The following is a 26,081-nucleotide window of genomic DNA, read 5'->3' on the forward strand; positions in this document are numbered from 1 at the left end:
TTATATGGCGCTTGAGCCTGTTTTTTGGTAGTCAAGCGCATGTCTGAACCTGCTGAAAACCTGCCTGATGATCCCGCTGAATTGCGCGCTATGATCGCTGCTCTACAGGCTGAAAACCTGCGGATCGCGGCAGAGAACGCCAAGATATCGGCCACGCTACGGGTTCACGACCAGCTGGTGCAAGCCCTGCGCCTACGGATCGCCAAGCTTCAGAAACTGGCCTTCAGCAAATCCTCGGAAAAGATTGAGCGCGAGATCGAACAGCTGGAACTGGCGCTTGAAGACCTGCTGGTTGCCGTGGCCGAAGACGATGAAGCGCCAATCGACGAAGGGCCGGATGAGCCATCAGCGGAAGCTGCCGATGCGCCCACTTTGCGCCGCAAGCCACGTGTCTCGGATGCGACCCCGCGCGAACGCCGTGAACTGGACCCCGGTGCCTGCTGCCCCGACTGTGGCGGCGATCTGCGTGTGGTGGGTGAGGATGTCAGCGAACTGCTGGACATGATCGCCGCTCAGATGAAGGTGATCCAGATTGCCCGGATCAAGAAATCCTGCCGCCGGTGTGAGCGGATGGTGCAGGAACCAGCACCCAGCCGTCCGATCCCCGGCAGTATTGCAGGGCCGAACTTGCTGGCCCATGTGCTGGTCTCGAAGTTCGACGACCACCTTCCGTTATATCGCCAGCACGAGATCTTCGCCCGCATGGGAGCAGACATTCCCGAAAGCACGCTTGTTGGCTGGTGCGGGCGAGCCATGAAGACCTTACAGCCGCTCATTGTACGGATCGAGGCGGACATCATGGCCAGCGACCTGCTGCATGCGGACGACACCCCCATCCGGGTGCTTGATCGCAGCATGCGCAACAGAGGGCTTGGCAAGGGTGTCAAGCAGGGCCGGATCTGGGCCTATGTGCGTGATCAGCGACCCTGGGCCGGGGCATCACCACCGGGTGCTGTCTATCGCTTTGCGCCAGACTGGAAGGAAGAGCACGTCCTCAGTCATCTGTCCGCAGCGCAGGGCATTCTTCAGGCCGACGGCTACAAAGGGTATGCCAAGCTTTACGCGCCAGAGCCTGACGGCACAGCCCGTTTGCGGGAGGCCGCCTGTTGGGCGCATCTGCGGCGCGACTTCCATGACTTTTGGACCTCAACCAAATCCGAGATCGCTCGCGAGGCGCTCGACCGGATCGGAAAATTCTACGACATCGAGCGCGATATCAACGGTCAGCCCGCCAACGTCCGCTATGCGGCACGTCAAAAACTTACCAAGCCCAAGGTCGAGGCTTTCTTTGCTTGGTCTGAACAGCAGCTTCTGCGCATCCCCGGCAAAAGCGATCTAGCCAAGGCGTTCCGCTATGGCCTCGCGCGGAAGGAGGCCTTCAGCCTGTTCCTGAACGACGGGCGTGTGGCCATCGACAACAATCCGGCCGAACGCGCCCTGCGCCCGATTGGAATAGGACGTAAAAACTGGCTCTTCGCGGGCGCAGATACCGGCGCGGAAACCCTCGCGCGCGCGATGACGGTCATTGAAACGGCCAAGCTGAACGGTCTTGACCCGCTGGCCTATCTTGCTGACATCCTCGACCGCATCCACGATCACAAGATCAACCGGCTTGATGAATTGCTGCCTTGGAACTGGGCGCCGATCGCATCCGTGAAGAACAGTCAAGCCGCGTAAGCTGCGGTATCAATGGCGTGGTTACCGACCGGATATCGATTGACAAAAAAGGACGGCTTTGGAGCAGACATCTTTTCCACCAGAGCATGCTGCTCTTGCCAAGTGCACTCACGTGCAGGTCCTCGGCCGTCTTCAACACATCAAAAGGAAAATTGGCGTCATGCCCCCACACAGACCCCTGATAAACCTCAAAACCTTCGCCTCCGTCGCTGCATCGACAGGCTCGAGCCTCGAGACGAAGTATCTGCCTGAATTTGAAGCGCAGCTCTCAAAAGATTTTGACCTCCTCCGGACACACTTGCTCGCCAACAGCATGAAGACTTCGGAACGGTTGGCACATACCTGCGTCGGCTTATGTGAAATCATGGGGGCAGACGCGCTCTCGAAGGAACTGAGACGCATCGAACAAGGCTGCCGGACAGACGCCCCCATGTCACTATACGCCTTGACTGACAATCTACATCTCACTTTGCGTGATACCTGCAGTCAAATGCAAATGATTTTGAAGCATATGGACTCCTGATGTCCAGACAGCTATCCCACAAACAGCTGGTCCATTTTGCAAAGACCAAAAAACCGCATGATTTTTTCTTTTGACGCTTGTCTTGTCCACATTTGGAGGACGGCGAAATTCACTCTACTTGAGGAGTTAACCCATTGACTCTTAAACAGGGTATCAGATAGGTTACATTCATTATTCAATTTAAGTGATACAGCTCCTTTATTTAAAACACATAAGGATATTTATTCAAGACGATGAAAATTATTACAATCCCTTTCAGATAATTCTCAAGGGTAGTGATGTACTGCGTTCAAAATATTTTCAGACAAGACTATCATCTTTTGCCTGACAGCATATGCAGTTTATTGATCATGGACCTCAGCGTGATCCATCCGGGAATTTATCTTCCAACAGTTCCTCAAAGAATACAATAATGCTTGGACTGCAAAAAGACTTCTGCGTCCATACAGGAACAGGGCATTCCTGCCGGTGAGGCACAGGCCCTTCAAGGCTCCCATCTACCCCACATGCACTCAAACGATACAATCGGCATGACGTGGTCATAGACGATATTCAAAGTGCGCAGGAGTAACCAGCTTGAATGGATATTGTTGGCCTGAAACCACGCGCCCACTGCAAATTATGCAGCCGATCTCAGTTGCGAGTATCAACGTGGACTCAAGCACTTACCAAGTGACTGCAAAAAGGGTTGTCCGATTTCATAAGACGTCTGCACCAAAAGGCGCCCTTCACCTGACGCTCAAACCAATCCGCTCTTCTGAGCGATCAAGACAGCTTGTGTCCGGTTTTCTGCGCCCAGTTTGTGACAGATCGATCGCACCCGCATTTTGACAGTGGTTTCGGGTAGGCTGAGAATATTGGTGATGTCCTTGTTCGACAGACCTTCCGCCAACTTCTTGAGCACCTCGAATTCCCCTTCGCCGATACCATAGCTGTCCTTGCCGATCCGACCACCTCCAAAGGTGAAGAAGTTTGCCGGAACAAACTTTTGACCTGTTGCTATGAACTTCAAGGCGCTGGACAGCGCATCAACAGAAAATGTCTTCGGTATGAATCCCGAAACACCTACATCCAGGCAATTCTGCACAAAAGTCTCTGACACAGTGCCCGAAAAGATTACGACATAACCATTTGCGTTTAGATCAACAATTTTCTTGACCTCTTGCAGTCCTACGGCTTCCGATAGAGTGATATCGAGCATAACAATGTCAAAATTTGTTTTTTCAGCTATTTTCTGACAAGCTTGATCCAAAGAGACGGCACAGGTGACAGAAAATGCGTTTGTCTCCTCGAGACTCTCTGAAATCAATTCCAAAATCAACTGGTGATCGTCGACGAGCAGAATACTTGTATTTTTCATTGCTCGATATCCCTTTCCAACACAGATCTAGATATCCCTATCAGATATCATATTGCCGTTAGGCGTAAAAGATATGCGTCCGAGTAGATAAATTGTAAACACCATATTTTTATATATATTTCCTCAAATAAAAATCTTTGGATATATGTTCGACATTTATGTCATGTTGCTGCCGTCCAAAATATGCAGACTTCGAAACTGGGTCGAATACCCCTGTCTTGCGAGACACCCTGCTCGTCAAGAATGTAACAGGCCAAGCGCGCGGGATCAGGCAGACGCGCATCCCCATCGTCCCGGATAATCGCGATCAAGACCTCCATCGACGATGATCCCCAGTTCCGCAAGGTGAGCGCGCAGGGCATTGATCGCTTGTTTGTTCGCTGTCGCACCAAGAGAGCAAGAGCCTTCAGCACCATGGTCGCAGCGTGCTGGTCGGCCGTCTAGATGGCGTTGTTGCATTACCCCGGCCTGAGGCGTGACGTCCCCTTACCCCGCTGACGTTATGCCACGCGGACGATCTCGGCGGTGCCGAGGGCGTTGAAGCGGTTCATGAGGGCGATGCGGATGTGGATTTCGGCGGTCTGTCGGTCGGGGTCTCTTGCCATGATACGCTCGCCGAAGGATTTCAGGCAGCGCATCTTCGCCTCGATCCGGTTGCGGGCGTGGTATCCGGTCCAGCGTTTCCAGAACGCCCGCCCGTAGTATCGCGTCGCGCGCAGGGTGTCGTTGCGGGCGCGTGCAGCCGGGCAGTCTTCTTTCCAGAGACGTCCGTTCTTTCGGATCGGGATGATCGGAACGGCGTCGCGTTCGATGATGGCCTTGTGGCAGCGGCGTGTGTCGTAGGCGCCGTCGGCGGTGACCGTGCCTATCTGCTCACCTGCCGGGATCTGGCCGAGCAGGTCGGGCAGCACGGGGCTGTCGCCGTCGCGGCTGGGGGTGAACTCGACTGCCCGGATGTCCGAGGTGGTGGTGTCCATGGCCAGATGGACTTTGCGCCATTGGCGTCGGCCTTGCACCCCGTGCTTGCGGGCCTGCCATTCGCCATCGCCGAGGAACTTGATCCCGGTGCTGTCGACCAGCAGGTTCAGCGGGCCGTCCGCACGGCGATACGGGACCTGGACGGCCAAGGTCTTTTGCCTGCGGCACAGCGTGGAAAAGTCCGGCACGGGCCAGTCCAGGCCGGCCAGTCGCAGCAGGCTGGCCACCATTCCGGCGGTCTGGCGCAACGGCAACTTGAACAGGACTTTGATCGATAAGCAGAACTGTATGGCCGCATCGGAAAACACCGCCGGACGTCCGGGTCGACTGTCACGCGGCGCGCGCCAGGTCATGTCCTTGTCGACCCAGATGAGCAGAGACCCCCGCTTCCTGAGTGACGCGTTGTAGCTGGACCAGTTCGTCGTGCGATAGCGGGCGGGAGATGGCTTGCTCATGCACCGCGTCTAACGCCATGGATTCGCGAAGTGAATCCTTCGTCGTCAGACTTTTGCAACAATGCCATTTCGATGCTTCCTTGACTCTTGATTTGTCCGGTTACTTCGAGACCTTCAGACATTACAGAGGCTGTTTGCCGGGAGCCCGCAGCAGAGAGAGCTGGGCTGTTTACAGCAGTTTCAACAACTATGGCTTGAGACACAGACGGTTGTGCACCGACTGCAATCAGGACCTCTTCTTTTGGATTTGCATTTCGGCCTTTGGTAAACATTTTTCGAGTCCTGCGGTTTTTCCAGAGTATTTCACCCTATTACTTCCTGATGTATCTATTTATTTTTGATTGAATATTTAGACAGGTGAAATTGACATCCTGTTCACTCGATCCCGCAAGTCGCCAAACCTAAACGAACAGGGACCACGGTGGCCGTAAGCCCTTTCTTGAGGGGCAGCCCGGGCTGGGTCCGGTCGCGCGGCTCGATCTGGGATTTTTCATCCACGCAGAGCACGACCGCGCAATCCGACGGGTCGAAGTCGAGGCCAACGATCACGGTGCCCTTGTCCTTGAACACCGGGACGTTCGAGACCTTCAACCCCTCCAAGACATATGGCTCGAGGCCGATATCCCTACCGCCTCGGCCAACGTCGCGCGGCTCCAGGGCGGGGCGTTTGGCGGCACCTCCTGCGCGGTCTTCGCGATCACTGCCGACCGGACCTGCCTCGGAAGCGGCGGCAAACGCAAGGGCCGAGTCTTGGTCGCGCTTGAGCCCCGGTACGCCATCATCGACAAACCGCTCCAGCCTGCCGCCGCATGATCTCAACGGTTCCCACGGCATCAGTTGTCGCAAGCAAGATCCCGCCACGCCATGCGAGCTTGCGTGGTGTGTTGCGGTTTATCAGCAGGGCTTCAAGCTCAGTACGGTTGGCGAGGCCAAGGCAAAGGCAGAGGTCGGAGCGTCATGCCCGCGAATCATGCCACGATCGAGAAGGTTTGGGAATCCTATGTCAGGCGGGGAGCCCAAGACGAACAAGCAAAGCGCCTAATTCTCCAGTCCATCTTAAGGTATCTGAAGACATCCGCATACCAGTTACCCTTTCACCACCTGGAAACGCGACAATCCCGAGCAAGGTTATTGCCCTCTATAGACATTTCTCTTTTTGGAAGCATGATTTTCACTTGTACCAACTCGACCTCCAGCATGTCCCGTATCATCATACCCTGACGGATCGCACATCACCCCTTGCCACACCCTCAAGAAAGGGAAGGGGCAAATGAATTTTATACATGCCCGATATCCGCTTGCGATCGTGCGCCTTATCGCTCGCTTTGTCAGGCATGATACATGATAGATAAAATTGGCGTGATCGCGCGCCCGATACAGAAAAATCCAAATGAATCAGAAGTTGGAAAATTTTCGACATCCTTTCGGGCATCATGCACCAACATCTGGCCGCGTCTGCAGAAAAGAAAAACCCCTGATCTGACGCCAGGGTTGAAGTTGAGAGCAGAACCCAAAAGAATTCCGCGTGTAGTACTGAATTATAACCTGTGCTGATCTCCAGTCAACAAATTATAATTACTCTTTCCCCTCAAATCATGAAAAAACAATATTTTAAAATATCAATTTCACAAAAAACACCATTAAGATACTAAACATGAATTCTAAAGCGATTACGAAATAGAAAAAGTACTAGCCTATACTATTGCGCCGTTGTCACACGTCCTCAATTGAACTTACCGTTCCTTCTGTAGGTGGGTTACCGGCAGTTATCCACCGGCAACTGCCGGCGCACCCTGTTCCCCAAACAGTTAACCCACCTACGACCCGAAAAGATCGCGGTTGCAGCGAGGTGATGATGCTACGGACTTATATCTGCCGTGACGATGGATGCCTGATCTGAATGTGCCCTCCTGCTTCTCGAGCATACCACTCCTCAGACGAGATGTTCTCGGGGGACGTCAAGATGATCGACCTAAAGGCACTTTCTGAAACCTTCGACAGGAGCTAGCCGAGATCGTCGCCCACTCAACATCGTCAGACGAGACAGCGCGCAAGCGTTTGCCTGAAACTGATCAAGACGACGAAGAGTTTACCCTTCGGACTGACAACGCAAGTGGGCCATGGCGCCCAGGGATTTGAGCAGCCGCATGAACAGACGCAACTTCCTTTCGACATTGACTGCTCTTGCGGTCTGTGCGCCCTTTTCGGCGTTGGCGCAGTCGAATGGGGTGGACACGGTGAATGATCGGGATTGGACGGCGTGGAAAGCCACGTTTCTGATGCCGGACGGTCGTGTCGTCGATCACTTGCAGGATCAGTCGACCCATTCCGAGGGTCAGGGCTACGGGCTGGTCTTGTCTGTCATCCATGGTGACCGTGCCGCGTTTGACGCGATCTGGTCTTGGACCTCTGCAAATCTGAACCGTCGCAACGATGCGCTTCTGAACTGGAAACTGGTACCGGGCCAGACAGCGCCGGACGCCATGAACGCAACCGATGGCGATCTCTTTTTCGCTTGGGGTTTGGCGATGGGGGCCGACCGGTTCGACATTCCCAAGGCTCGGTTCCATGCCACAGAGATCGCAAAGGCGATATCCGCCCATTGTGTTCACCCCGATCCCCGCAATCGCGACCGGTTGATCCTTTTGCCCGCAGCCGAAGGGTTCCTGCGTGGCACCAAGGCGATCATCAACCCCTCTTATATCATGCCCCGCGCGCTCTATGACCTGTCGGCATTGATCCGTGATCCGCGATTGGCTCAGGTGGCCAATGACGGCTTGGTGATCCTGGACGAGCTTGCCAGGTCTACCGGCATTCCGAATTGGGCCGAGGTCGACATTGCCGGTCTCAGACCGTCGTCCGAGCACATGGCACATTACGGGTACGATGCGGTCCGGGTGCCGTTGTACCTTATCTGGTCCGGACACCGCGATCATGCGGCGGTTGCCCATGCCAAGGAGATTTACGCAAGCGCCTCTGGTCAGATTACGCCTGTTGTCGTTGACCTCAAGGACCGAAGTGTTCTCGACACAAGCTCCTACGAGGGCTTTGCCGCAGTTCACCGGCTGGTCGATGGGCGAAGCTTCGACACGCCTGAACTTGACGTGGGACAGGGGTATTACCCGGCCATGCTCGACATGTTGAGCCGGGTTGCGGACAGGGAAACCGCCCCTGCCCTGACCTTCGGGCTGAAAGATTAAAGCGTTCTTCGCAAAACCTCGATTGTTGGGCTTCCAGCAAGACAGGCCGCCTCTCCGTCCTGCGCCGGTTCCCCGGCCAAAGGCTGGCACGCTCAAGATCGGGCAAAGCTTTCAGGTCTCCAAGAGCGGCGAGGAGGATGCGGAATGGAGGGTGGGTGTGAATCTGGGGTAAGAGCGTCCCATGCCGCCACAAACGCTCAGTGAAACTGCTTTGAACAGCTCTGGATTACGCAATCTGCACATATTGTATGCAGCTTTCTTCCAGATGGACCTGTGCAATCACCAAATTACTTGCCAAATCATTCGGCACTGTCTTAGGTTTGAGTCGTGTGGTTACGGGCTCAATGAGGAGACCGCCACAAATCATAGAATGAACTGCCGCGCAAAGCGGCTTGGCAATGTAGCCTCTGCAGCAGAAATGCTGTCAGGGGCTTTTTCGCGTTCGAGGACTGATGACCCAGAGACTGGAACTCCCGATAGGATTGCTGATGTCGCAGGGCGGCTCCTATGAGGCTGTCAGCCGCGTCATGCATGCCGGAGCAAAGCTGGCTATCGAGGAAATCAACGCAAGCCCAAACCAGTCGGTGAGTATCACGCCGGTATCCATCGATCCCGCCGGTGTACTCTCGAACTATGTGGAGGGCGCACGCTCTCTACTGCAGGATCATGGTTTGAAGCATGTGGTGGGCTGCTATACCTCGTCCAGTCGAAAGGAGGTGTTGCCGCTTTTCGAAAAGGCGGATGCCCTTCTCTGGTATCCTTCTCACTACGAAGGCTTCGAGAATGTTGTCTATAGTGGTGCTGGTCCCAATCAGCACATCGTGCCACTGACACGCCATCTTTTGAGGCAGTTTGGCACACATGGCTGGATGGTTGACTCCAACTATATCTGGGCGTGGGAAAACAACCGCATTCTTCGTGAGGCGATTGCTGCCTCTGGAGGCGTGGTTCTGGGAGAACGGTACTTTCCTGTTGGCGAAATCGACTTGAGTGATGTGGTCAATCAAATCATCGAGGACAGACCGGATTTTGTATTTACAACCCTGATAGGTCTCCCGGTGAACACCGATGGCGGTTACCTCTATCTGGGCGACTGCCACGCAATCCAAGGCGACGGAGAGTTGTGTGGTGTCGCTTTGGAAATTCCTGCGACAGTCGAAATTCACATTGATCTGATCAAGGATTACGGCAACAGCTGGCCACAACTTGAAACAGAAGACAAGATCATGTTCATCGGATCGGCACGCCCGATGGAGGATGCGGCTCGTATCGCGTATCGTGAGTTGGTCCGCTGGGTGGCAGCGGAGACCGGCCAATCCGAAGCCGATGCATACATGTTGTTGACGATGTGCGGGAAAGTCCGCCTGGGCAATATGGTTGATCCGAAATACAGCCTCGCAGCTGGGATCGAAAAGAAATATCTGACTTGATATCAAGGGGTTGACCATGGAACTTGGTCTTAAGGACTGCGTGCTCTCATCACCGGGGGTAGTAAGGGCATCGGCTTTCACTGTGCTGAGATTCTGGCGGCTGAAGGGGCTGCCCTGTCCATCTGTGCCCGCACTTCGGCAGATGTTGAAACGGCGATCTCACGTCTGACAGCCCTCGGCGCGACTGCATATGGCACAGCGCTCGACGTCTCAGACAAGACCGCTCTGGAAGCTTGGGTCACAAAGTCAGCCGAGGCACTTGGGGGCATAGACATCGTGATCGGCAATGTCTCTGCCTTGGCCGTGAGCGATGACGAAGATGCCTGGCAGGCGAGCTTTGAAACAGACATGATGCATTCTGTCCGCCTTGTGAATGTCGCCATGCCTTGGCTTGAAAAGAGTTCAGCAGCGTCCATAATGCTGGTTTCCTCCGTATCAGGCCGTGAGATCGATTTCACCGGGCCCGCCTACGGCGCTTTCAAGGCAGCCATCGTACATTATGCGCAGGGACTGGCTTACAAACTGGCGGCGAAGGGCATCCGTGCCAATACGGTATCACCGGGAAATACTTATTTCGATGGTGGCATTTGGCAAAACATCGAAACCAACATGCCTGGCCTCTACGCAGAGGCGCTGGCTTTGAACCCCACTGGGCGTATGGCGAAACCTGAAGAAATCGCCCGCGGCGTCGTATTTCTTGCGAGCCCGGCATCCAGCTTCACTACGGGGACAAATCTTGTGATCGACGGTGCCCTGACGAAGGGTGTCCAGCTTTAATGTGAATGCGGGGTCTGCCTCATCATGGGCAGACCCCGCATCTCCGACCAGCGCTGGACCATCAGTCAAAGTGAGAGAGAGCCAACACGTCGTTCAAAGTTTGGCAGGACCATCCTTGAGCCGACCTTCATGGATGCGATCTGAACACGCATCGTCCACAACGCTTACCGCCGCGCGATCACGGACCTGTTCCTGCGAAAAACAGCCGTCAAGACAGATGACGAACATCCCCTGCCCCTATCGCGATCAGAAACTGCCTTCGGTCATGCGGCGCATTTCGAGCAGGCGGATGATGCTCTCAAGACTGCGGATATTGGCCAAATATAAAGCCCGCTTTTTCTCGTCGCTTTCTTTGACGACCTTGGTGTGCAAGTCGGACATTTCACGATCCAGAACATTGATCTCATTGCTGAGACGATGCCATGCCATGCCCTTGCCATGGGCCAGTTGCAGCGCGGGCAATTGCGCCGCAGGACAGACTGGCGACAGACCACGCCCCGAGCGCCCTTCGTCATAGGCTTTTGGAGGGGTACAATAAGCGGACAACCCGGCCTGCCGCCCCTGTTCCCAGAGCGATTGGTCCAGCAGAATGCCGATCTTTTCGCAGGCCTTGGCATGCTCCGTGAGGAAACTCGCGGTCCGGCCGGCCTGTCCATCCCGTTGACCGATCTCGCGCCAATTGCCCTCGATGCATTCCTCTTCACTCAAGGTAGCGCAGGCAGCCACAAGCGCCACTGCAACCAAGCCGGCCAGAAGTCTTAATGTCATTTTATGGATCCGTTACGTGTCTGACGATACCGTTTTGACGAGCGCGACAGGTAATCGCAATCCGTCATCCAGGATCATCGTGCCGTCCCACCCACTCCATATTATCCGGTTAAATATTTTACCCGGTAAATTGGAGTCTCGATCTCGCCTCCAGAGGCCATCCTCACCTGCCCCCGCTCCTCTCTCGCTGTAATGAAGAGCGGTGCAACCCAGGACCGACACCTCTGATCCCGAGGCTTCTCTTCATGCCCGAGGAAGGGCCGGAGGCAGGTGCTTGGACTTGCCTCAACGTGACGTATATGACCGAAGACGCCGTCCGAAACGGACCTCGTCATATCTGGAAATCAGCTGGACTGGTGAAAATACCCTATAGTTTTTTAAAATAATCAATTTATAGATACCTTTCATATGACGGGAAAGGACATGTGAAGATGCATCCGCAGGACACAGGACGACATGAGCTCCGGTTTCCAATACGCTCTGCTCCGGTCAGGGCTGGGCTTCGGTCAAAGGTAGCCTCTGAGCGGTCTTCCTGTTCCGATCTCACGATGCCAATCCCACAGGCAATAGCTCACTGGTCAATTCGGGGAACAACGGTCAGGTTTGGTTCGTTTTTCCAGAAATTGTTTTCTGATCCCACCCTGTTGCCATCTCGACACATTTTTCATGTCTTTGGTTGGGGATACCTGAAATCCTTAGGAGAAACAGCTGTCGAGGGATTGTCTAGATACGCTCTCCGCTTAGGTTGAATGCGTATCATGGCATATGTACTTCTCGTAGAAGATGAGGCGCTCATCGCTGCCCTTCTCGCACATAAAATTGAAGGTTTAAGCGACCGCAAGCTTGTCGTGTGCAACAGCGCACAAAAAGCTTTCGAGCTTGTATCAAAAGATTTACCGGATATTGCTTTTCTGGACGTCAATCTTGGCGATGATACGTGTTTCGAGCTTGCGTGTCTGCTGCAAGATGGCAATGTTCCGATCTATTTCCTGACGTCCTACTCAAAAGAGTCCTTGAAAAATCTTGGCCTTCCCGCTGCCTTGGACAGTGTTGAAATCTTGTCCAAGTTCAGTAATGCAAGCAAATATTCAGAATTGATCAATGCATTATAGAGACCTGAAAGCCTTTGAAATGTAACACTCATTGTGGCACGCTTTCTCCGTAATCAAGGATGGTGCTTCATTCTGTAATTCTTCCAATCATGGAATTGAGCAGAAAAGCGCATAAGGAAGCGGGCAAACGCGAAGAGGAGCAAACGTGGGGAGCACCATCGTGGCCATCGGCGCATCGGCAGGTGGGATCGAGGCGCTGGCGGAGCTTCTTGATGCAACGCCTGCAGATACTGGCCTTGCCTTTGTCATCGTGCAACACATGGCCCGCGGGCGAACATCGATGCTGGCGGACATCCTGGCAAGCCACACCACGATGCAGGTCGAGCAGATCAGGACAGGCGACATCCCGAAGCCGAACACGGTCCAGGTGGTTCCACCTGGCGTTCATCTGTCGATCAAGGATGGAATCCTGATCTTGAAAGACAGCGATGTGGATGACCGACTTCATTTGCCAATCGATCTGTTTTTCCAATCCTTGGCAGAAGATCAGGGCAGCAACGCTTACGCCGTTGTCTTGTCCGGTACGGGCAGTGATGGGACCATCGGGATCGAGGCCATCAAAACGGCGGGAGGTGTGACGTTCGCGCAGCTCGCCACCAGCGCCAAGTTCGCCGGGATGCCGAACAGCGCCGCCGAAACGGGTCTGATCGACTTCAAACTGGAACCAAAAGCTATACCTGCCAAACTTCTGCAATTGGAGAAATGGCGCAAGCAGGTTCCCATCGTCCGAAACGAGACCCTCAACCAAGATATCGAGGCACGCTTACCCGCCCTTCTGAACAGATTGGAGATCACTGACGAGACCGGATTTCATAATTACAAACCGGCGACCTTGCGCAGGCGTGTCCTGCGCAGAATGCTGATGCGTCGCGTGTCAGGCGTCGATGAGTATATCGACCTGTTGCGCAGCTCAGAAGATGAGCCCCGAGAGCTCGCGCGAGATTTCCTGATCGGGGTAACCCAGTTCTTTCGCAACGCAGATATGTTCGGAACCATTGCGGAAACCGTTCTCCCTGACCTTCTGCAAAGCGACCAAGACGAGTTTCGAATATGGTGCCCGGGATGTTCCTCCGGCGAGGAGGTGTATTCCCTTGCACTCCTTATATCCGAACTCCAGGACAAGACCGGAGACCAACGGTCCTGGAAATTGTTCGGCACAGATATTAACCCCGATGCCCTCGCGACTGCACGCCGAGGTGTATATGACCGAAATGCCCTCACACCCGTCAGCAAAGCTCGGCAAGAGCGTTTTTTCGACGACGATCATGGTCTTCTGACCGTCTCGGCGCGCTTGCGCAACATGTGCGTTTTTGCACGGCACAACGTTTTGACAGACCCCCCCTTTTCGAAGGTCGACCTGATTTCTTGCCGCAATCTGATGATCTATGTTGATCACGTCGCTCAAGAAGACATTGTCTCGCGCTTCCACTATGCGCTCAACCCACATGGGTTTCTCTGGCTGGGCCCTTCGGAACATCTCTTTGGCAACACGCGTCTTTTTGAAATTGTAGATCGTCATGCGCGCATTTTCAAACGTGATGATTCTGCAGCAAACCTTGCACAAACAGTCCTCACCAACGCCTTTTCCATGCGATTGCCTAAATCGCCGACGCAACTACATGACATGGCGTTTGCACGTAGAACCCGTGGCAGCATCAATCTTGAAACGGATACGGAACAGGCCTTCCTGACAAGCTTTGCTCCGCCATTTGTCCGAATTAGCCAGTATGATGAAGTTCTGTATGCATCGGAAGCTGCACGCCGTTTTCTCCGACCAGCCAAAGGTGTTCCGAGCCCGGTTTTTGAAGATTACTTTATCGAAAGCATGCGCATGCCGCTGCGATTGATCCTGAAGGATGTTCGTCAACGAAAGAGCGAAACAACGCTTTCTGATATCATGGTTGAGATCGATGGGATCGCGCACATGTTCGACCTGCAGGCGCGTCCAATGGATGAAGAAGCAAAGTCCATCCTGGTCGCCTTTTCGCCTGTGCGCATCCGGAAAGAAACACGCGCCGCAATTTTTTCAGCCAATATGGCTGAATCTGTTTATGAGGCAGAGTTGACCATGGCGAGAAAACGCCTTCTGGATCGTGAACGCGATTTCAAGATGGCAGAACAGGAACTTTGGGCAAGTAACGAAGAACTTTTGACAATCAACGAAGAGCTCCAGAGCTCAAACGAAGAGCTGGAAAGCTCCAGAGAAGAATTACACTCCGTGAATACTGATCTTGAAATTATAAATTCCGAACTGACGGCGAAGAACAAAGCCCTTGGTGTGGCAAACAACAATCTCCGAAACCTGATCGAAAACATCGATATCGCAATCATGTTTGTTGATCGTCAAGGTTTGCTTAAACTCTTCACACCACGCAGCAAAGACCTCTTTTCCATTCAGGATCGGGATGTTGGGCGCTCCATCTTTGATCTCGTGACGATACTTGATTATCCACAACTCAAGGACGATCTGACGCAGCCAGAGAAAACCTTGGCGACATTTTCCCGTGAAGTATCCACGCTGGACAGGAGGCACAATTACATTGTCAAAATAAGACCATACCTGGATCCTGACAACAGGAGAGACGGGGTTGTCGTCTCGTTTTTTGAAATAACCGAACAACTGGAGCAGCAATGGGCTCTCAAGCTGGCCAGCCAGCAACTGGCACATCGGCTTGCTGAACTTGAAGCATTCTATGACCGCACCCCGATAGGCGCTGCCATGCATGGACCCGACATGCGATATCTGCGCGTCAACGAAGCATTGGCCAAAATGATCGGGAAGCCAGCATCACAGATTGTTGGGCGCCATCCCGAGGAAGTTGTTCCTGATGTTTGGAATAAGGTCAAACCTCTGTTTCACAAAATAACCCAGACGAAGGAGCCAATTTTCGATGTGGAAATAAACGCTTGGATCCAGTCGAAAAACGAAGAAATTCAAACCTGGATCTCCAATTATTTTCCGATCGTGGTCGACGGCAGTGACACGATTGAAATCGCGTTCACAGCTTTGGAAATCACACAACAAAAAAGATTAGAAAAAAGTCTTGAAGCAAAAAAAACCGAGCTTCTGGAGGCTGGCTCACGAATTCTGAGAAATTTCGAACATGTTCCTTTTTCTATTGCCATTCACCAAGGTCCGGACCATGTGATCGTCCATGCGAACCGGAAGGCACGCGAAATGCTTGGGACAGAAGATCCGATTGGAAAGACAGTCGAGGAGTTTATTCCCCAAGACTACAAATCACTGAAAGGTACATATGATTCTGTATATAAAGATGCAAAAACTCATATTGATCGAGAAGTTATAGTCAATTCCATAAATGCACGTGGAGAGAAAATTGAAGGTGTCTTTCGGCGTATCATCCAGCCTTATCGCGATTTGGCGGGCAATATTACGGGTGTCGTGACTGTCAGCCTGGAGATTTCCGAACTTGTCGCCATGCGCGATGCAAACGTGCAGCAGACACTGCGTCAGACCAGCATCATTGAGGCGCTTGAAGCACAGGTTATATTGGTGGACCGCGATGGCGTGTTGCTCGACGTTAACAATAGCGTAACGGCAGCAATTGGAAAATCAAAGGCTGACTTGATCGGGATCAATTTTCAATATCTGGCCAGTGTCGAGATGGAGAACGACGCGGTCGATCGCCTGCAGACCGCCTTGAAAACTGCGTTAGGGGGACAGACCTCACGTTATGACGAACGTATCATCACACCCGTAGACAATTCATTGCGGCGGGTCTTGATCTCGGTCTCCCCCGTGCATCGCAGCACAGAAGACATTCAGGAGGTGCTGATTACCATCACCGACCAGACCGCGCTTTTGGAAGCAACGGACCGCAAGGATATCCTGGTGGCAGAGCTTGAGCATCGGGTCAAAAATGTTATCGCCACCATCCAAGCTGTGACACGGTTCACCGCTTCTACCGCAACCGACCCGCAGAGCATGGTCGAAGAGCTTGACGAACGTCTGGCAGCCATGGCCCGAACCCATGACAAGCTGACCTCCAGCGGATGGCAAAAACAGACATTCAAGGACATTCTCGCTCTTGAACTCAGCGCCTATGCCAGCGCCCAAAGCGCACGTGTGATCTGCGAAGGAGACAATGTCAGCCTTTCGCCGAACACCGCCATGCTGACGGGCCTCGCCATACACGAGCTGCTCACCAATGCCGTCAAATACGGCGCTCTTTCAAATGATGCCGGAGAGGTCCGGATCTGCGTTCAGGCAAAGGGCGAAGCATTCCAGCGCCTGACCTGGACAGAACGCGGAGGGCCAACCGTTGTACCGGGAAACAAGGAGGGGTTTGGCACTTTGCTGCTCCGTTCTATTCTCCCAAGCGAGTTGAACGTCAGCGCCCAATTGCGCTTGGAAGCAGATGGCTTGATTTATGAATTGTCATAAGCGTCCGAGTGGTCTTGCAAGTCCATAGGCCTCTGCAGGCCACATGGTGCTTCCGTTGGTGACTGGGGGCACTTGTTTGAGGTGACGCTCCGAGGGTGAGCGGCCTATCTTGCCGCCTTGCAACAACCTCTTGATCACATCCTCATGCCGCTTGCCTACACAATGCTGGCATTCTCGACGACAAGGATCTGCCCCAGTGTCACCGGAACGCCCCCTGCCGCAATGACCGCCACGGTCTGAAGATTGGCCTGAACAAGGGTGTCCCCCGTGATCGGATCGGTTCCGAGGGTGATCGACGTACCTGCCGAGGTGCCTTGGGGCACCGAGACAATCAGGAATTCGGTAACCACGCCATTGATACCGCAGCTTACGCGGCTTGACTGTTCTTCACGGATGCGATCGGCGCCCAGTTCCAAGGCAGCAATTCATCAAGCCGGTTGATCTTGTGATCGTGGATGCGGTCGAGGATGTCAGCAAGATAGGCCAGCGGGTCAAGACCGTTCAGCTTGGCCGTTTCAATGACCGTCATCGCGCGCGCGAGGGTTTCCGCGCCGGTATCTGCGCCCGCGAAGAGCCAGTTTTTACGTCCTATTCCAATCGGGCGCAGGGCGCGTTCGGCCGGATTGTTGTCGATGGCCACACGCCCGTCGTTCAGGAACAGGCTGAAGGCCTCCTTCCGCGCGAGGCCATAGCGGAACGCCTTGGCTAGATCGCTTTTGCCGGGGATGCGCAGAAGCTGCTGTTCAGACCAAGCAAAGAAAGCCTCGACCTTGGGCTTGGTAAGTTTTTGACGTGCCGCATAGCGGACGTTGGCGGGCTGACCGTTGATATCGCGCTCGATGTCGTAGAATTTTCCGATCCGGTCGAGCGCCTCGCGAGCGATCTCGGATTTGGTTGAGGTCCAAAAGTCATGGAAGTCGCGCCGCAGATGCGCCCAACAGGCGGCCTCCCGCAAACGGGCTGTGCCGTCAGGCTCTGGCGCGTAAAGCTTGGCATACCCTTTGTAGCCGTCGGCCTGAAGAATGCCCTGCGCTGCGGACAGATGACTGAGGACGTGCTCTTCCTTCCAGTCTGGCGCAAAGCGATAGACAGCACCCGGTGGTGATGCCCCGGCCCAGGGTCGCTGATCACGCACATAGGCCCAGATCCGGCCCTGCTTGACACCCTTGCCAAGCCCTCTGTTGCGCATGCTGCGATCAAGCACCCGGATGGGGGTGTCGTCCGCATGCAGCAGGTCGCTGGCCATGATGTCCGCCTCGATCCGTACAATGAGCGGCTGTAAGGTCTTCATGGCTCGCCCGCACCAGCCAACAAGCGTGCTTTCGGGAATGTCTGCTCCCATGCGGGCGAAGATCTCGTGCTGGCGATATAACGGAAGGTGGTCGTCGAACTTCGAGACCAGCACATGGGCCAGCAAGTTCGGCCCTGCAATACTGCCGGGGATCGGACGGCTGGGTGCTGGTTCCTGCACCATCCGCTCACACCGGCGGCAGGATTTCTTGATCCGGGCAATCTGGATCACCTTCATCTGAGCGGCGATCATGTCCAGCAGTTCGCTGACATCCTCACCCACCACACGCAGATCGCCGCCACAGTCGGGGCAGCAGGCACCGGGGTCCAGTTCACGGCGTTCGCGCGGGGTCGCATCCGAGACACGTGGCTTGCGGCGCAAAGTGGGCGCATCGGCAGCTTCCGCTGATGGCTCATCCGGCCCTTCGTCGATTGGCGCTTCATCGTCTTCGGCCACGGCAACCAGCAGGTCTTCAAGCGCCAGTTCCAGCTGTTCGATCTCGCGCTCAATCTTTTCCGAGGATTTGCTGAAGGCCAGTTTCTGAAGCTTGGCGATCCGTAGGCGCAGGGCTTGCACCAGCTGGTCGTGAACCCGTAGCGTGGCCGATATCTTGGCGTTCTCTGCCGCGATCCGCAGGTTTTCAGCCTGTAGAGCAGCGATCATAGCGCGCAATTCAGCGGGATCATCAGGCAGGTTTTCAGCAGGTTCAGACATGCGCTTGACTACCAAAAAACAGGCTCAAGCGCCATATAAATAACGATAATTCGTGCGCAGAATTACCCCACGCGCGCTGGCGGAGCGCCCCAATCCGGACGTCTCCAGTCGATCCCCTCCCACAGCATCGCGAGCTGTGCTGATGTTAGCCGCATCGACCCATCCGCAGCATTCGGCCAGGGGAAGCGGCCACGCTCCAAGACTTTGTAGTAGAGACAAAACCCCTGGCCATCCCAGAACAGAAGCTTGATACGATCCCCGCGTCGCCCACGAAACGCAAATACCGCACCATTGGCTGGTTTCTGACGCAACACATCCTGCGCCAAAGCGGCCAGCCCCGCGATTCCCTTTCGCATATCCGTGACACCACACGCCAGATACACACGCACACCAGTGCCGGGACCGATCATGCGGCGTCCACCGCGCGGATCAGCACCGACAGTGCAGTCGGATCAATCGTGCTTTCAAAATGTAAACTACGGCCGCCACGCAAACGCAATTCAACCGCAACCGGTGGCGACGTTTCAGCGGCCGTATCCTGCGCTGTCGGCACTCCAGCCGCCACTGGCATATCCAAAGGGTAGAAAAGCGCCCCGGCCTCCGGCGACCACAGACCCTTCTTCTTCAGGTCGTGCCGCCAAGCGTAAATCTGCTGCCGCGTCACTTCATGGCGCTGCGCCACCTGCGTCACCGTTGTGCCACCAACCCCGACCGACATGATGATCTCGAGCTTGTCCTCATCACGCCAGAAGCGCCGCCGCTCCATCCCAAGAATTTCACCACGCATCAGGGACCCCGCATAAGACACGTCGCTAACGACGTAGTTAAACACGTGTCTTAGATCACCGCACCAACCTCAGGCAGGCGGTGCCAATGGCGCGGTTACGGAATTCGTCGGGCGCCAGATCAAGGACAAGAGGCGCATTGTCCGGATCGACCCATGTGCCAGTGTAGAACGTGTCGGTCCGTCACCTCCCGTTGCCGCGTCGCCGCTGCCCAGGAAGATCTCGTCATTGCCGTCGCCCCCCAGCAGGACATCCGGGTCAGCCAGATCCCGCGCTGCAATCCGGGTGTCGTCGCTGCCGTCCCAGATGCCATTGATCTCGTCATCTCCGGCACCGCCAGTCAGCGTATCGGAACCCGCCTGGCCGAAAATGGTATCCGCCCCCGCGCCACCCGTGATCTCGTCATCACCGTCGCTGCCCGAGACCAGCTCACCGTCCGGCCCGCTGTCGAGCGCCATCCGCGCCGCAGGGGCCACGGGGGGTGCCAGCACATCCACCGCCACGCTGGCGCTGGCCGTTCCACCCGCCCCGTCGCTGATCTCGTAGCTGATCACATCCGCACCCGTGAACGCCGCATTGGGCGTGTAGGTCAGGCTGCCGTCCGCCTCGACCACAACCGTGCCGTTTGGTGCCGTCGCAGAGGTCACTGTCAGCAGATCCTCATCCACATCCGTGTCATTGCCCAGCACATCAATCGTGACGGCGGTGTCTACAAGTGTCGAGGCCGTGTCATCCTCGGCCACAGGCGCATCATTGATCGCCCCAACACTCACCGCAACGCTGCCCGTGGCGGTGCCACCCGCGCCGTCGCTGATCTCGTAGGTGATCGTGTCAGTGCCAGAGAAATCCGCGTTCGGCGTGTAGCTCAGGCTCCCATCCGTCTCGACCACGACCGTGCCGTTCGTCGCCGAAGCGGATGTCACCGAGAGAGGGTCGCCGTCCACATCCGTGTCATTGCCCAGAACGGTGATCGTGACCGCCGTGTCCTCGGCCGTGGTCGCCGTGTCCGCCACCGCAACAGGCGCATCATTCGCCGCGCCCACGCTCACCGCAACGCTGCCGGTGGCCGTGCCACCCGCGCCGTCGCCGATCGTGTAGCTGATCGTATCGGTGCCAAAGAAATCCGCGTTTGGCGTATAGGTCAGGCTGCCTCCGGCCCCAATCGCAACAGAACCGTTGGTCGCAGACGCAGAGGTCACCGAGAGTGGATCGCCGTCAACGTCAGTGTCATTGCCCAGCACACCGATGGTCACCGACGTGTCCTCAACCGTCGTGGCGGTGTCACCCACCGCAACAGGTGCGTCGTTCACGGCGGCAACGATCACCGAAACACTCGCACTGGCGGTGCCGCCAGCCCCGTCGCTGATCGTGTAACTGATCGTATCGGTGCCCGCGAAATTCGCGTTCGGCGTGTAAGTCAGGCTGCCACCCGCAGCAATCGCCACCGTGCCATTCGTCGCCGAGGCCGACGTTACCGAGAGCGCATCGCCGTCCACATCGCTGTCATTGCCCAGCACATTGATCGTGACCGCCGTGTCCTCCACGGTCGAGGCGGCATCCCCGTTGGCCACAGGCAGGTCGTTTGCGGCAATGACATTCACCGTGACGAAGGCATCGTCGCTGTCCCCATCGCCATCCTCGATGCCGTATCTGATCCAGTCAGTGCCCGCGAAATCCGGGTTCGGTGTATAGGTCAGGCTGCCACTGGCACCGACCGCAACAGAGCCATTCAGAGCCGATGCAGACGTCACAGAAAGCGCATCGCCATCCGGATCTTCGTCATTGGCCAGAACGTCAATCGTGACTGCCGTGTCCTCGGTCGTCGAGGCGGTGTCGTCTTCAGCCTCAGGTGGCTCGGGCTCGGAAAAGTCGAAGAGACCCACCGAGACGCCCAGCAAGGCTGCAAGGCCCAAGAAGATGGCAGCTTCCATGATGCGAATCCCGATAATGGCCACGAGTGTTGATTATCGTTCACAAACAAGGCCAAATTTGGATCGACCCGACACGGGACCGGATCAAACCGCTGAACTCATTGGAGGATAAATTCCGTCGGGGAGCCGTTGCAGCCGCCTCGGAAAGAGCAAAGGATGCGGCATGACAACGATCCAACAGAGGAGAGATCAATGTTGCACCATCTCAAGACCGCCCTGCTCGCGGCGGCTCTGACCTGTGGCTCGATGGCCACGGCGCAGGACATGAGCTTCTTCCGCATCGGCACTGGCGGCACGGCGGGCACCTATTATCCGATCGGCGGCCTGCTCGCCAACGCCATCTCGAACCCGCCGGGTTCGCGCTCCTGCGAGGAAGGCGGCAGCTGTGGCGTGCCGGGCCTGATCGCCTCGGCGGTGTCGTCGAACGGGTCCGTTGCCAACGTGAACGCCATCGCGGGCGGCACGCTGGAATCGGGCTTCGTGCAGTCCGACGTGGCCAACTGGGCCCATTCCGGCACCGGCATCTGGGACGGCAAGCCCGCCGTCGACAGCCTGCGCGCGATTGCGAACCTCTATCCTGAATCGATCCACATCGTCGCCCGTGCCGATGCCGGCATCGCGTCGGTGGCCGACCTGCGCGGCAAGCGCGTGTCGCTGGATGAACCCGGCTCGGGCACGCTGGTGGATGCCCGCATCATCCTCGAAGGTTTCGGCATTGCCGAGGCCGACATCCAGGCCGAATTCCTGAAACCCAACCAGGCGGCCGACCGGATGCGCGACGGGCAGATGGATGCGTTCTTCTTCGTCGGCGGGTTCCCGGCGGGTGCGATCGCGGAACTGGCCAGCCAGATGGCGATCACCCTCGTGCCGATCACCGGCGACGGTGCGGCGGCGATCCGCGAAGCCTATCCGTTCTTTGCCGAGGACCTGGTTCCGGCAGGCACCTATGAAGGTGTGGCGGCGGACACCACGACCCTCGCCGTGGGCGCGCAATGGGTGACCTCGGCGGACCAGCCGGAAGAGCTGATCTACGGCATCACCCAGGCGCTCTGGAACGACAACACCCGCAAGCTCCTGGACAGCGGCCATGCCAAGGGCAAGGCGATCCGGACCGAAACGGCCCTCTCCGGTGTCGGCATCCCGCTGCATCCGGGCGCCGAGCGCTTCTACCGCGAAGCCGGTCTGATCGACTGATCCGACCCCCGGGAAACCAAACGGCGGGGCGGCACGACTGCCCCGCCTTTTCCATGACCGACATCAGCAGGAGTCCGGGCGATGACCAGAACGGATGACACCCCCGACAAGCCCGCGCTTTCCGCCGCAGAGCTTGAGGCGCTTGAACAGCGCTTCGATCCCGAGACCAGGTTCCGCCCCCTGCCCCCCGGCCTGACGCTGGCGGCGGGCACGATCCTGTTCCTGCTGTCCTGCTATCATTTCTACACTGCCGGGTTCGGCATTCCCCGCGCCACGACCCATGCGGGCGGGCACATGGGGGTGACGCTGTTCCTGGTGTTCCTGTCCTTCTCGGCGCTGTCGGGACGGGTGACGCGCCCCGGCCTGATGGCCCCATTTGGCCTGCCGCTGGCCGATTGGGTGCTGGCGCTGGGTGCTGCCGCTGCGGCCTTTTACGTGCCCTGGGTCTATGACCAGCTGGCCTTCCGCGTCGGCAACCCGCTGCCCATCGACGTGATCATGGGCACGGTGCTGATCGTGACCCTGCTCGAGGCGGTGCGCCGGTCGATGGGCTGGCCCTTGCCGGTGATCGCGATCCTGTTCATGGCCTATGCCTATTTCGGCCGCTCCATGCCGGGGGTGCTGGTGCATCCCGGTGCCAGCTGGACCAATATCGTCAACCATCTCTACCTGACCTCGCAGGGCATCTACGGCACGGCCCTGGGGGTGATCGCCACCTATGTGTTCCATTTCGTGCTGTTCGGGGTGATGGCCACACGGATCGGGCTGGGGCAATTGTTCATCGACCTCGCCTCGGCGGCGGCAGGGCGCTATTCGGGCGGGCCTGCCAAGGTGTCGGTGCTGTCCTCGGCGCTTCTGGGGTCGATCTCGGGATCGTCCATCGCCAACACCGTCACCACCGGGGCGCTGACCATTCCCGCGATGGTGCGCATCGGCTATCCGCGCCATTTCTCGGCTGCGGTCGAGGCCGCCGCCTCCACCGGCGGGCAGATCACGCCGCCGGTGATGGGGGCGGTGGCCTTTCTGATGATCGAATACCTGGGTGTGCCGCTGACCACGATCCTGACCGCCGCCCTGGTGCCCGCCTTCATGCATTTCTACGGCGTGCTGATGCAGGTCCATCTCGAGGCGCGCCGTCTGGGCCTGCGCGGGCTGAGCGCCGACGAACTGCCCAACGTGATGAAGGTGCTGCGCGAAGGCTGGCTGAGCCTCTTGCCGCTGGTGCTGCTGATCGCGATCCTGCTGTCGGGGCGCACACCCTTTGCCGCCGCCTTCTGGGCCATCGCCGCCTGCATCGCGGTGCTGATCCTGCAATGCCTCATGCGGCACGGGTTTGGCGACGGGCTGCGCATGGCGGCCCTCGGGATCTGGGAAGGCTTCATCATGGGGGCCAAGCAATCGCTGGCCGTCACCGCCGCTGCCGCCCTTGTGGGTGTGGTGATCGGCGTGGTGACCCTGACCGGGGTGGGCTTCAAGCTCGCCTACATGGTGACGGGGCTTGCCGCGGGATGGGCCAGCGACCTGCACGCCACGCTGTCGGTCCTGCCCTTCGAAGTGATGACCGTGCCCACGATGACGCTGCTCTTCACGCTGATCCTGACCGGAATTGTCTGCATCCTAATGGGGGCGGGCATTCCCACCACGGCCAATTACATCATCATGGTGGCGGTGGCCGCACCCATCCTGGGCCTGCTTGGCGTCGAGCCCATCGTGGCGCATTTCTTCGTGTTCTATTACGGGGTGCTGGCCGACATCACGCCCCCCGTGGCACTGGCCGCCTATGCCGCCTCGGGGATTGCGGGGGCCAATGCGTTCCGCGCCGGCAACACCGCCTTCCGGCTGTCCATGGGCAAAGTCATGGTGCCCTTCGTCTTCGTCTTCTCGCCCTCGGTGCTGATCGTCACGCAGGATTTCACCCTGCAAGCCTTTGCGCTGGCGGTGTTCGGCTTGCTGGTGGGCATCTGGATGCTGTCGGCCGCCATTTCGGGCTGGCTCTTTGCACCACTCTGGCGAATGGAACGGCTGGCGCTGACAGTGTCTGCCCTGCTCATGGTGGTGCCTGCACTGACCGCAACGGTGATCGGGCTGGCGCTTGCCCTGCCGGTCCTGCTGCGCCAGATGGCGGCGGCGCGCACCCTGCCCGGACCGGAACAGGGCTGACAGGAACAGCCGGGACAGGTCCCCCCTGCCCCGGCACTGTCAAACTCAGGCCGTGTACTCCGTCCAGGCCATGTCCTCGCCGCCCAAGCCCCCCTTGAGCACGCGGGTCGGAAGACCGATGCGGTCGAGCAGGGTGAAGAAGGGCCTGGGGTCCAGTTCCTCGACATTCGTCATCGTCTTTGCGTCCCATTCTCCGGTCGCCACCAGCATGGCGGCGGCCACGGGCGGCACACCGGCGGTGTAGGAGATGCCTTGGCTGCCCACCTCGTCATAGGCCTCCTTGTGGTCGGCCACGTTGTAGACGAAGAGCTCGATGTCGTGCCCGTCCTTCACACCCTTCACCAGATCCCCGATGCAGGTCTTGCCGGTGTAGTTCGGCGCAAGGCTCGCGGGGTCAGGCAGACAGGCCTTGACCACTTTGAGCGGGATCACTTCCTGACCTTCGGCGGTGGTGACGGGCTGTTCCGACAGAAGTCCGATATTCTTCAGCACGGTGAAGACGTTGATGTAATGGTCCCCAAAACCCATCCAGAACCGCACATCCGCCTGCGGGTAGTTCACCGCCAGGGAATGCACCTCGTCATGGCCGGACTGGTAGGCCTTGGAGGGGCCGACCACGGGCAGGTCCCAGGTGCGCCCGCTCTCGAACATCGCGAGTTCCTTCCAGGTCTGGTCTTCCCAGTAATAGACGGTGCCGGTGAATTCGCGGAAATTGATCTCGGGGTCGAAATTCGTCGCGAAATACTTGCCGTGGCTACCTGCGTTGATGTCGACGATGTCGATGCTTTTCACTTCGTCCATCTGGTCGATGGCAAAGCGCGCATAGGCGTTCACCACGCCGGGATCAAAGCCCGCACCCAGGATCGCGGTCACACCCTGCTCAGTGCAGGCATCGCGGCGCTTCCATTCGTAATTGGCGTACCAGGGTGGGGTTTCGCAGATCCTGTCCGGCTCTTCATGGATCGCCGTGTCGATATAGGCGGCCCCCGTGGCGATGCAGGCATCCAGCACATGCATGTTCACAAAGGCCGTGCCCACGTTGATGACGATCTGCGCACCCGTCTCGCGGATCAGCGCGGCCACGGCGTCGGTATCGGTGGCGTCAACGCCATGGGCGTCAAACCGGCCCGCAACCTTCATCGCACCCTTGTCGTGGACGCTGGCGATGATCGCCTCGCATTTCGATTTGGTGCGGCTGGCGATATGCAGATCGCCCAGCACGTCATTGTTCTGTGCGCATTTATGGGCAACAACCTGAGCGACGCCGCCGGCGCCGATGATAAGAACGGTCTTTTTCAAGCCAGAACTCCCTTGAGATGAT

Annotated in this window: 19 protein-coding genes and 1 pseudogene; 9 read left to right on the forward strand and 11 right to left on the reverse strand. The window is 57.0% G+C overall.

Features of this window, described 5'->3' with window-relative positions; all coding sequences use genetic code 11:
- The first annotated feature begins 39 nt into the window (after window positions 1–39).
- Both tnpC (ACK3EW_RS22720) and ACK3EW_RS22725 read left to right on the forward strand, forming a co-directional pair.
- Complete coding sequence (gene tnpC / locus ACK3EW_RS22720; protein WP_493806894.1) at window positions 40–1,677, forward strand: IS66 family transposase; 1,638 nt, start codon at window positions 40–42, stop codon at window positions 1,675–1,677.
- Between the two features lie 160 nt (window positions 1,678–1,837).
- Window positions 1,838–2,200, forward strand: coding sequence for an Hpt domain-containing protein (locus tag ACK3EW_RS22725; protein ID WP_493809882.1), 363 nt, complete (start codon window positions 1,838–1,840; stop codon window positions 2,198–2,200).
- 739 nt (window positions 2,201–2,939) lie between these two features.
- Here the strand turns inward: ACK3EW_RS22725 and ACK3EW_RS22730 are convergent.
- The 4 genes from ACK3EW_RS22730 to ACK3EW_RS22745 form a co-directional block, all read right to left on the reverse strand.
- The gene (locus tag ACK3EW_RS22730; protein WP_493809861.1) at window positions 2,940–3,560 is read right to left on the reverse strand and encodes a response regulator transcription factor; all 621 of its coding nucleotides are present in this window, start codon (window positions 3,558–3,560) and stop codon (window positions 2,940–2,942) included.
- A gap of 500 nt (window positions 3,561–4,060) precedes the next feature.
- Complete coding sequence (locus ACK3EW_RS22735) at window positions 4,061–4,993, reverse strand: IS5 family transposase (RefSeq protein WP_493806415.1); 933 nt, start codon at window positions 4,991–4,993, stop codon at window positions 4,061–4,063.
- Complete coding sequence (locus ACK3EW_RS22740; RefSeq protein WP_493809862.1) at window positions 4,990–5,265, reverse strand: hypothetical protein; 276 nt, start codon at window positions 5,263–5,265, stop codon at window positions 4,990–4,992. Before ACK3EW_RS22740 ends, ACK3EW_RS22735 begins: the two co-directional genes overlap by 4 nt.
- A 103-nt stretch (window positions 5,266–5,368) precedes the next feature.
- Complete coding sequence (locus ACK3EW_RS22745) at window positions 5,369–5,827, reverse strand: hypothetical protein (protein WP_493809863.1); 459 nt, start codon at window positions 5,825–5,827, stop codon at window positions 5,369–5,371.
- 1,313 nt (window positions 5,828–7,140) lie between these two features.
- Here ACK3EW_RS22745 and ACK3EW_RS22750 point away from each other — a divergent pair.
- The 3 genes and pseudogenes from ACK3EW_RS22750 (at window position 7,141) to ACK3EW_RS22760 (ending at window position 10,400) form a co-directional block, all read left to right on the forward strand.
- A complete protein-coding gene (locus tag ACK3EW_RS22750) occupies window positions 7,141–8,193 on the forward strand; it encodes a family 8 glycosyl hydrolase (protein ID WP_493809864.1) in 1,053 nt (350 codons plus the stop codon).
- Between the two features lie 452 nt (window positions 8,194–8,645).
- Complete coding sequence (locus tag ACK3EW_RS22755; RefSeq protein WP_493809865.1) at window positions 8,646–9,623, forward strand: transporter substrate-binding protein; 978 nt, start codon at window positions 8,646–8,648, stop codon at window positions 9,621–9,623.
- Window positions 9,624–9,639: 16 nt separating this feature from the next.
- Window positions 9,640–10,400 (forward strand): annotated as a pseudogene (locus tag ACK3EW_RS22760) (SDR family NAD(P)-dependent oxidoreductase).
- A gap of 246 nt (window positions 10,401–10,646) precedes the next feature.
- On the opposite strand, the gene ACK3EW_RS22765 reads toward ACK3EW_RS22760, so the two are convergent.
- Window positions 10,647–11,168: a DUF2799 domain-containing protein gene (locus tag ACK3EW_RS22765; RefSeq protein ID WP_493809866.1), complete on the reverse strand. Its 522-nt coding sequence runs from the start codon at window positions 11,166–11,168 to the stop codon at window positions 10,647–10,649.
- A gap of 758 nt (window positions 11,169–11,926) precedes the next feature.
- Between ACK3EW_RS22765 and ACK3EW_RS22770 the strand changes: the two genes are divergently transcribed.
- Together ACK3EW_RS22770 and ACK3EW_RS22775 are read left to right on the forward strand one after the other, a co-directional pair.
- Window positions 11,927–12,280: a response regulator gene (locus ACK3EW_RS22770; RefSeq protein ID WP_493809867.1), complete on the forward strand. Its 354-nt coding sequence runs from the start codon at window positions 11,927–11,929 to the stop codon at window positions 12,278–12,280.
- 160 nt (window positions 12,281–12,440) lie between these two features.
- Window positions 12,441–16,685 carry a chemotaxis protein CheB gene (locus tag ACK3EW_RS22775; RefSeq protein ID WP_493809868.1) on the forward strand — a complete coding sequence of 1,415 codons (4,245 nt, stop codon included), beginning with the start codon at window positions 12,441–12,443 and terminating at the stop codon, window positions 16,683–16,685.
- 155 nt (window positions 16,686–16,840) lie between these two features.
- Here the strand turns inward: ACK3EW_RS22775 and ACK3EW_RS22780 are convergent, their stop codons facing one another.
- The 5 genes from ACK3EW_RS22780 to ACK3EW_RS22800 form a co-directional block, all read right to left on the reverse strand.
- Window positions 16,841–17,035 carry a hypothetical protein gene (locus ACK3EW_RS22780; protein WP_493809869.1) on the reverse strand — a complete coding sequence of 65 codons (195 nt, stop codon included), beginning with the start codon at window positions 17,033–17,035 and terminating at the stop codon, window positions 16,841–16,843.
- 17 nt (window positions 17,036–17,052) lie between these two features.
- Window positions 17,053–18,690, reverse strand: a complete 1,638-nt coding sequence (gene tnpC / locus ACK3EW_RS22785) for an IS66 family transposase (protein WP_493806894.1) — start codon at window positions 18,688–18,690, stop codon at window positions 17,053–17,055.
- 62 nt (window positions 18,691–18,752) lie between these two features.
- Entirely contained in the window at window positions 18,753–19,100 is a 348-nt protein-coding gene (tnpB, locus tag ACK3EW_RS22790; protein WP_037967155.1) for an IS66 family insertion sequence element accessory protein TnpB, read from the reverse strand.
- Window positions 19,097–19,477: an IS66-like element accessory protein TnpA gene (tnpA, locus tag ACK3EW_RS22795; RefSeq protein ID WP_493806895.1), complete on the reverse strand. Its 381-nt coding sequence runs from the start codon at window positions 19,475–19,477 to the stop codon at window positions 19,097–19,099. Before tnpA ends, tnpB begins: the two co-directional genes overlap by 4 nt.
- A 69-nt stretch (window positions 19,478–19,546) precedes the next feature.
- A complete protein-coding gene (locus tag ACK3EW_RS22800; RefSeq protein WP_493809870.1) occupies window positions 19,547–21,406 on the reverse strand; it encodes an Ig-like domain-containing protein in 1,860 nt (619 codons plus the stop codon).
- Window positions 21,407–21,598: 192 nt separating this feature from the next.
- On the opposite strand from ACK3EW_RS22800, the gene ACK3EW_RS22805 reads away from it, so the two are divergent.
- Complete coding sequence (locus ACK3EW_RS22805; RefSeq protein WP_493809871.1) at window positions 21,599–22,600, forward strand: TAXI family TRAP transporter solute-binding subunit; 1,002 nt, start codon at window positions 21,599–21,601, stop codon at window positions 22,598–22,600.
- A gap of 81 nt (window positions 22,601–22,681) precedes the next feature.
- Window positions 22,682–24,760, forward strand: coding sequence for a TRAP transporter permease (locus tag ACK3EW_RS22810; RefSeq protein ID WP_493809872.1), 2,079 nt, complete (start codon window positions 22,682–22,684; stop codon window positions 24,758–24,760).
- Between the two features lie 45 nt (window positions 24,761–24,805).
- On the opposite strand, the gene ACK3EW_RS22815 is transcribed toward ACK3EW_RS22810, so the two are convergent.
- Window positions 24,806–26,059: a saccharopine dehydrogenase family protein gene (locus tag ACK3EW_RS22815; RefSeq protein ID WP_493809873.1), complete on the reverse strand. Its 1,254-nt coding sequence runs from the start codon at window positions 26,057–26,059 to the stop codon at window positions 24,806–24,808.
- Window positions 26,060–26,081 lie beyond the last annotated feature (22 nt).

It is taken from the genome of Marivita sp. NO-S04, assembly GCF_059070475.1.

Excerpts from the sequence above, each read along its gene's own strand:
- ACK3EW_RS22800 (WP_493809870.1), bottom strand. The coding sequence starts at position 21,406 with ATGGAAGCTGCCATCTTCTTGGGCCTTGCAGCCTTGCTGGGCGTCTCG.
- ACK3EW_RS22765 (WP_493809866.1), bottom strand. The coding sequence starts at position 11,168 with ATGACATTAAGACTTCTGGCCGGCTTGGTTGCAGTGGCGCTTGTGGCT.
- ACK3EW_RS22740 (WP_493809862.1), bottom strand. The coding sequence starts at position 5,265 with ATGTTTACCAAAGGCCGAAATGCAAATCCAAAAGAAGAGGTCCTGATT.
- tnpC (WP_493806894.1), bottom strand. The coding sequence starts at position 18,690 with ATGTCTGAACCTGCTGAAAACCTGCCTGATGATCCCGCTGAATTGCGC.
- tnpB (WP_037967155.1), bottom strand. The coding sequence starts at position 19,100 with ATGATCGGTCCCGGCACTGGTGTGCGTGTGTATCTGGCGTGTGGTGTC.
- tnpC (WP_493806894.1), top strand. The coding sequence starts at position 40 with ATGTCTGAACCTGCTGAAAACCTGCCTGATGATCCCGCTGAATTGCGC.
- ACK3EW_RS22730 (WP_493809861.1), bottom strand. The coding sequence starts at position 3,560 with ATGAAAAATACAAGTATTCTGCTCGTCGACGATCACCAGTTGATTTTG.
- ACK3EW_RS22805 (WP_493809871.1), top strand. The coding sequence starts at position 21,599 with ATGTTGCACCATCTCAAGACCGCCCTGCTCGCGGCGGCTCTGACCTGT.
- ACK3EW_RS22725 (WP_493809882.1), top strand. The coding sequence starts at position 1,838 with ATGCCCCCACACAGACCCCTGATAAACCTCAAAACCTTCGCCTCCGTC.
- ACK3EW_RS22770 (WP_493809867.1), top strand. The coding sequence starts at position 11,927 with ATGGCATATGTACTTCTCGTAGAAGATGAGGCGCTCATCGCTGCCCTT.
- ACK3EW_RS22750 (WP_493809864.1), top strand. The coding sequence starts at position 7,141 with ATGAACAGACGCAACTTCCTTTCGACATTGACTGCTCTTGCGGTCTGT.
- ACK3EW_RS22755 (WP_493809865.1), top strand. The coding sequence starts at position 8,646 with ATGACCCAGAGACTGGAACTCCCGATAGGATTGCTGATGTCGCAGGGC.
- tnpA (WP_493806895.1), bottom strand. The coding sequence starts at position 19,477 with ATGCGTGGTGAAATTCTTGGGATGGAGCGGCGGCGCTTCTGGCGTGAT.
- ACK3EW_RS22745 (WP_493809863.1), bottom strand. The coding sequence starts at position 5,827 with ATGCCGTGGGAACCGTTGAGATCATGCGGCGGCAGGCTGGAGCGGTTT.
- ACK3EW_RS22810 (WP_493809872.1), top strand. The coding sequence starts at position 22,682 with ATGACCAGAACGGATGACACCCCCGACAAGCCCGCGCTTTCCGCCGCA.
- ACK3EW_RS22735 (WP_493806415.1), bottom strand. The coding sequence starts at position 4,993 with ATGAGCAAGCCATCTCCCGCCCGCTATCGCACGACGAACTGGTCCAGC.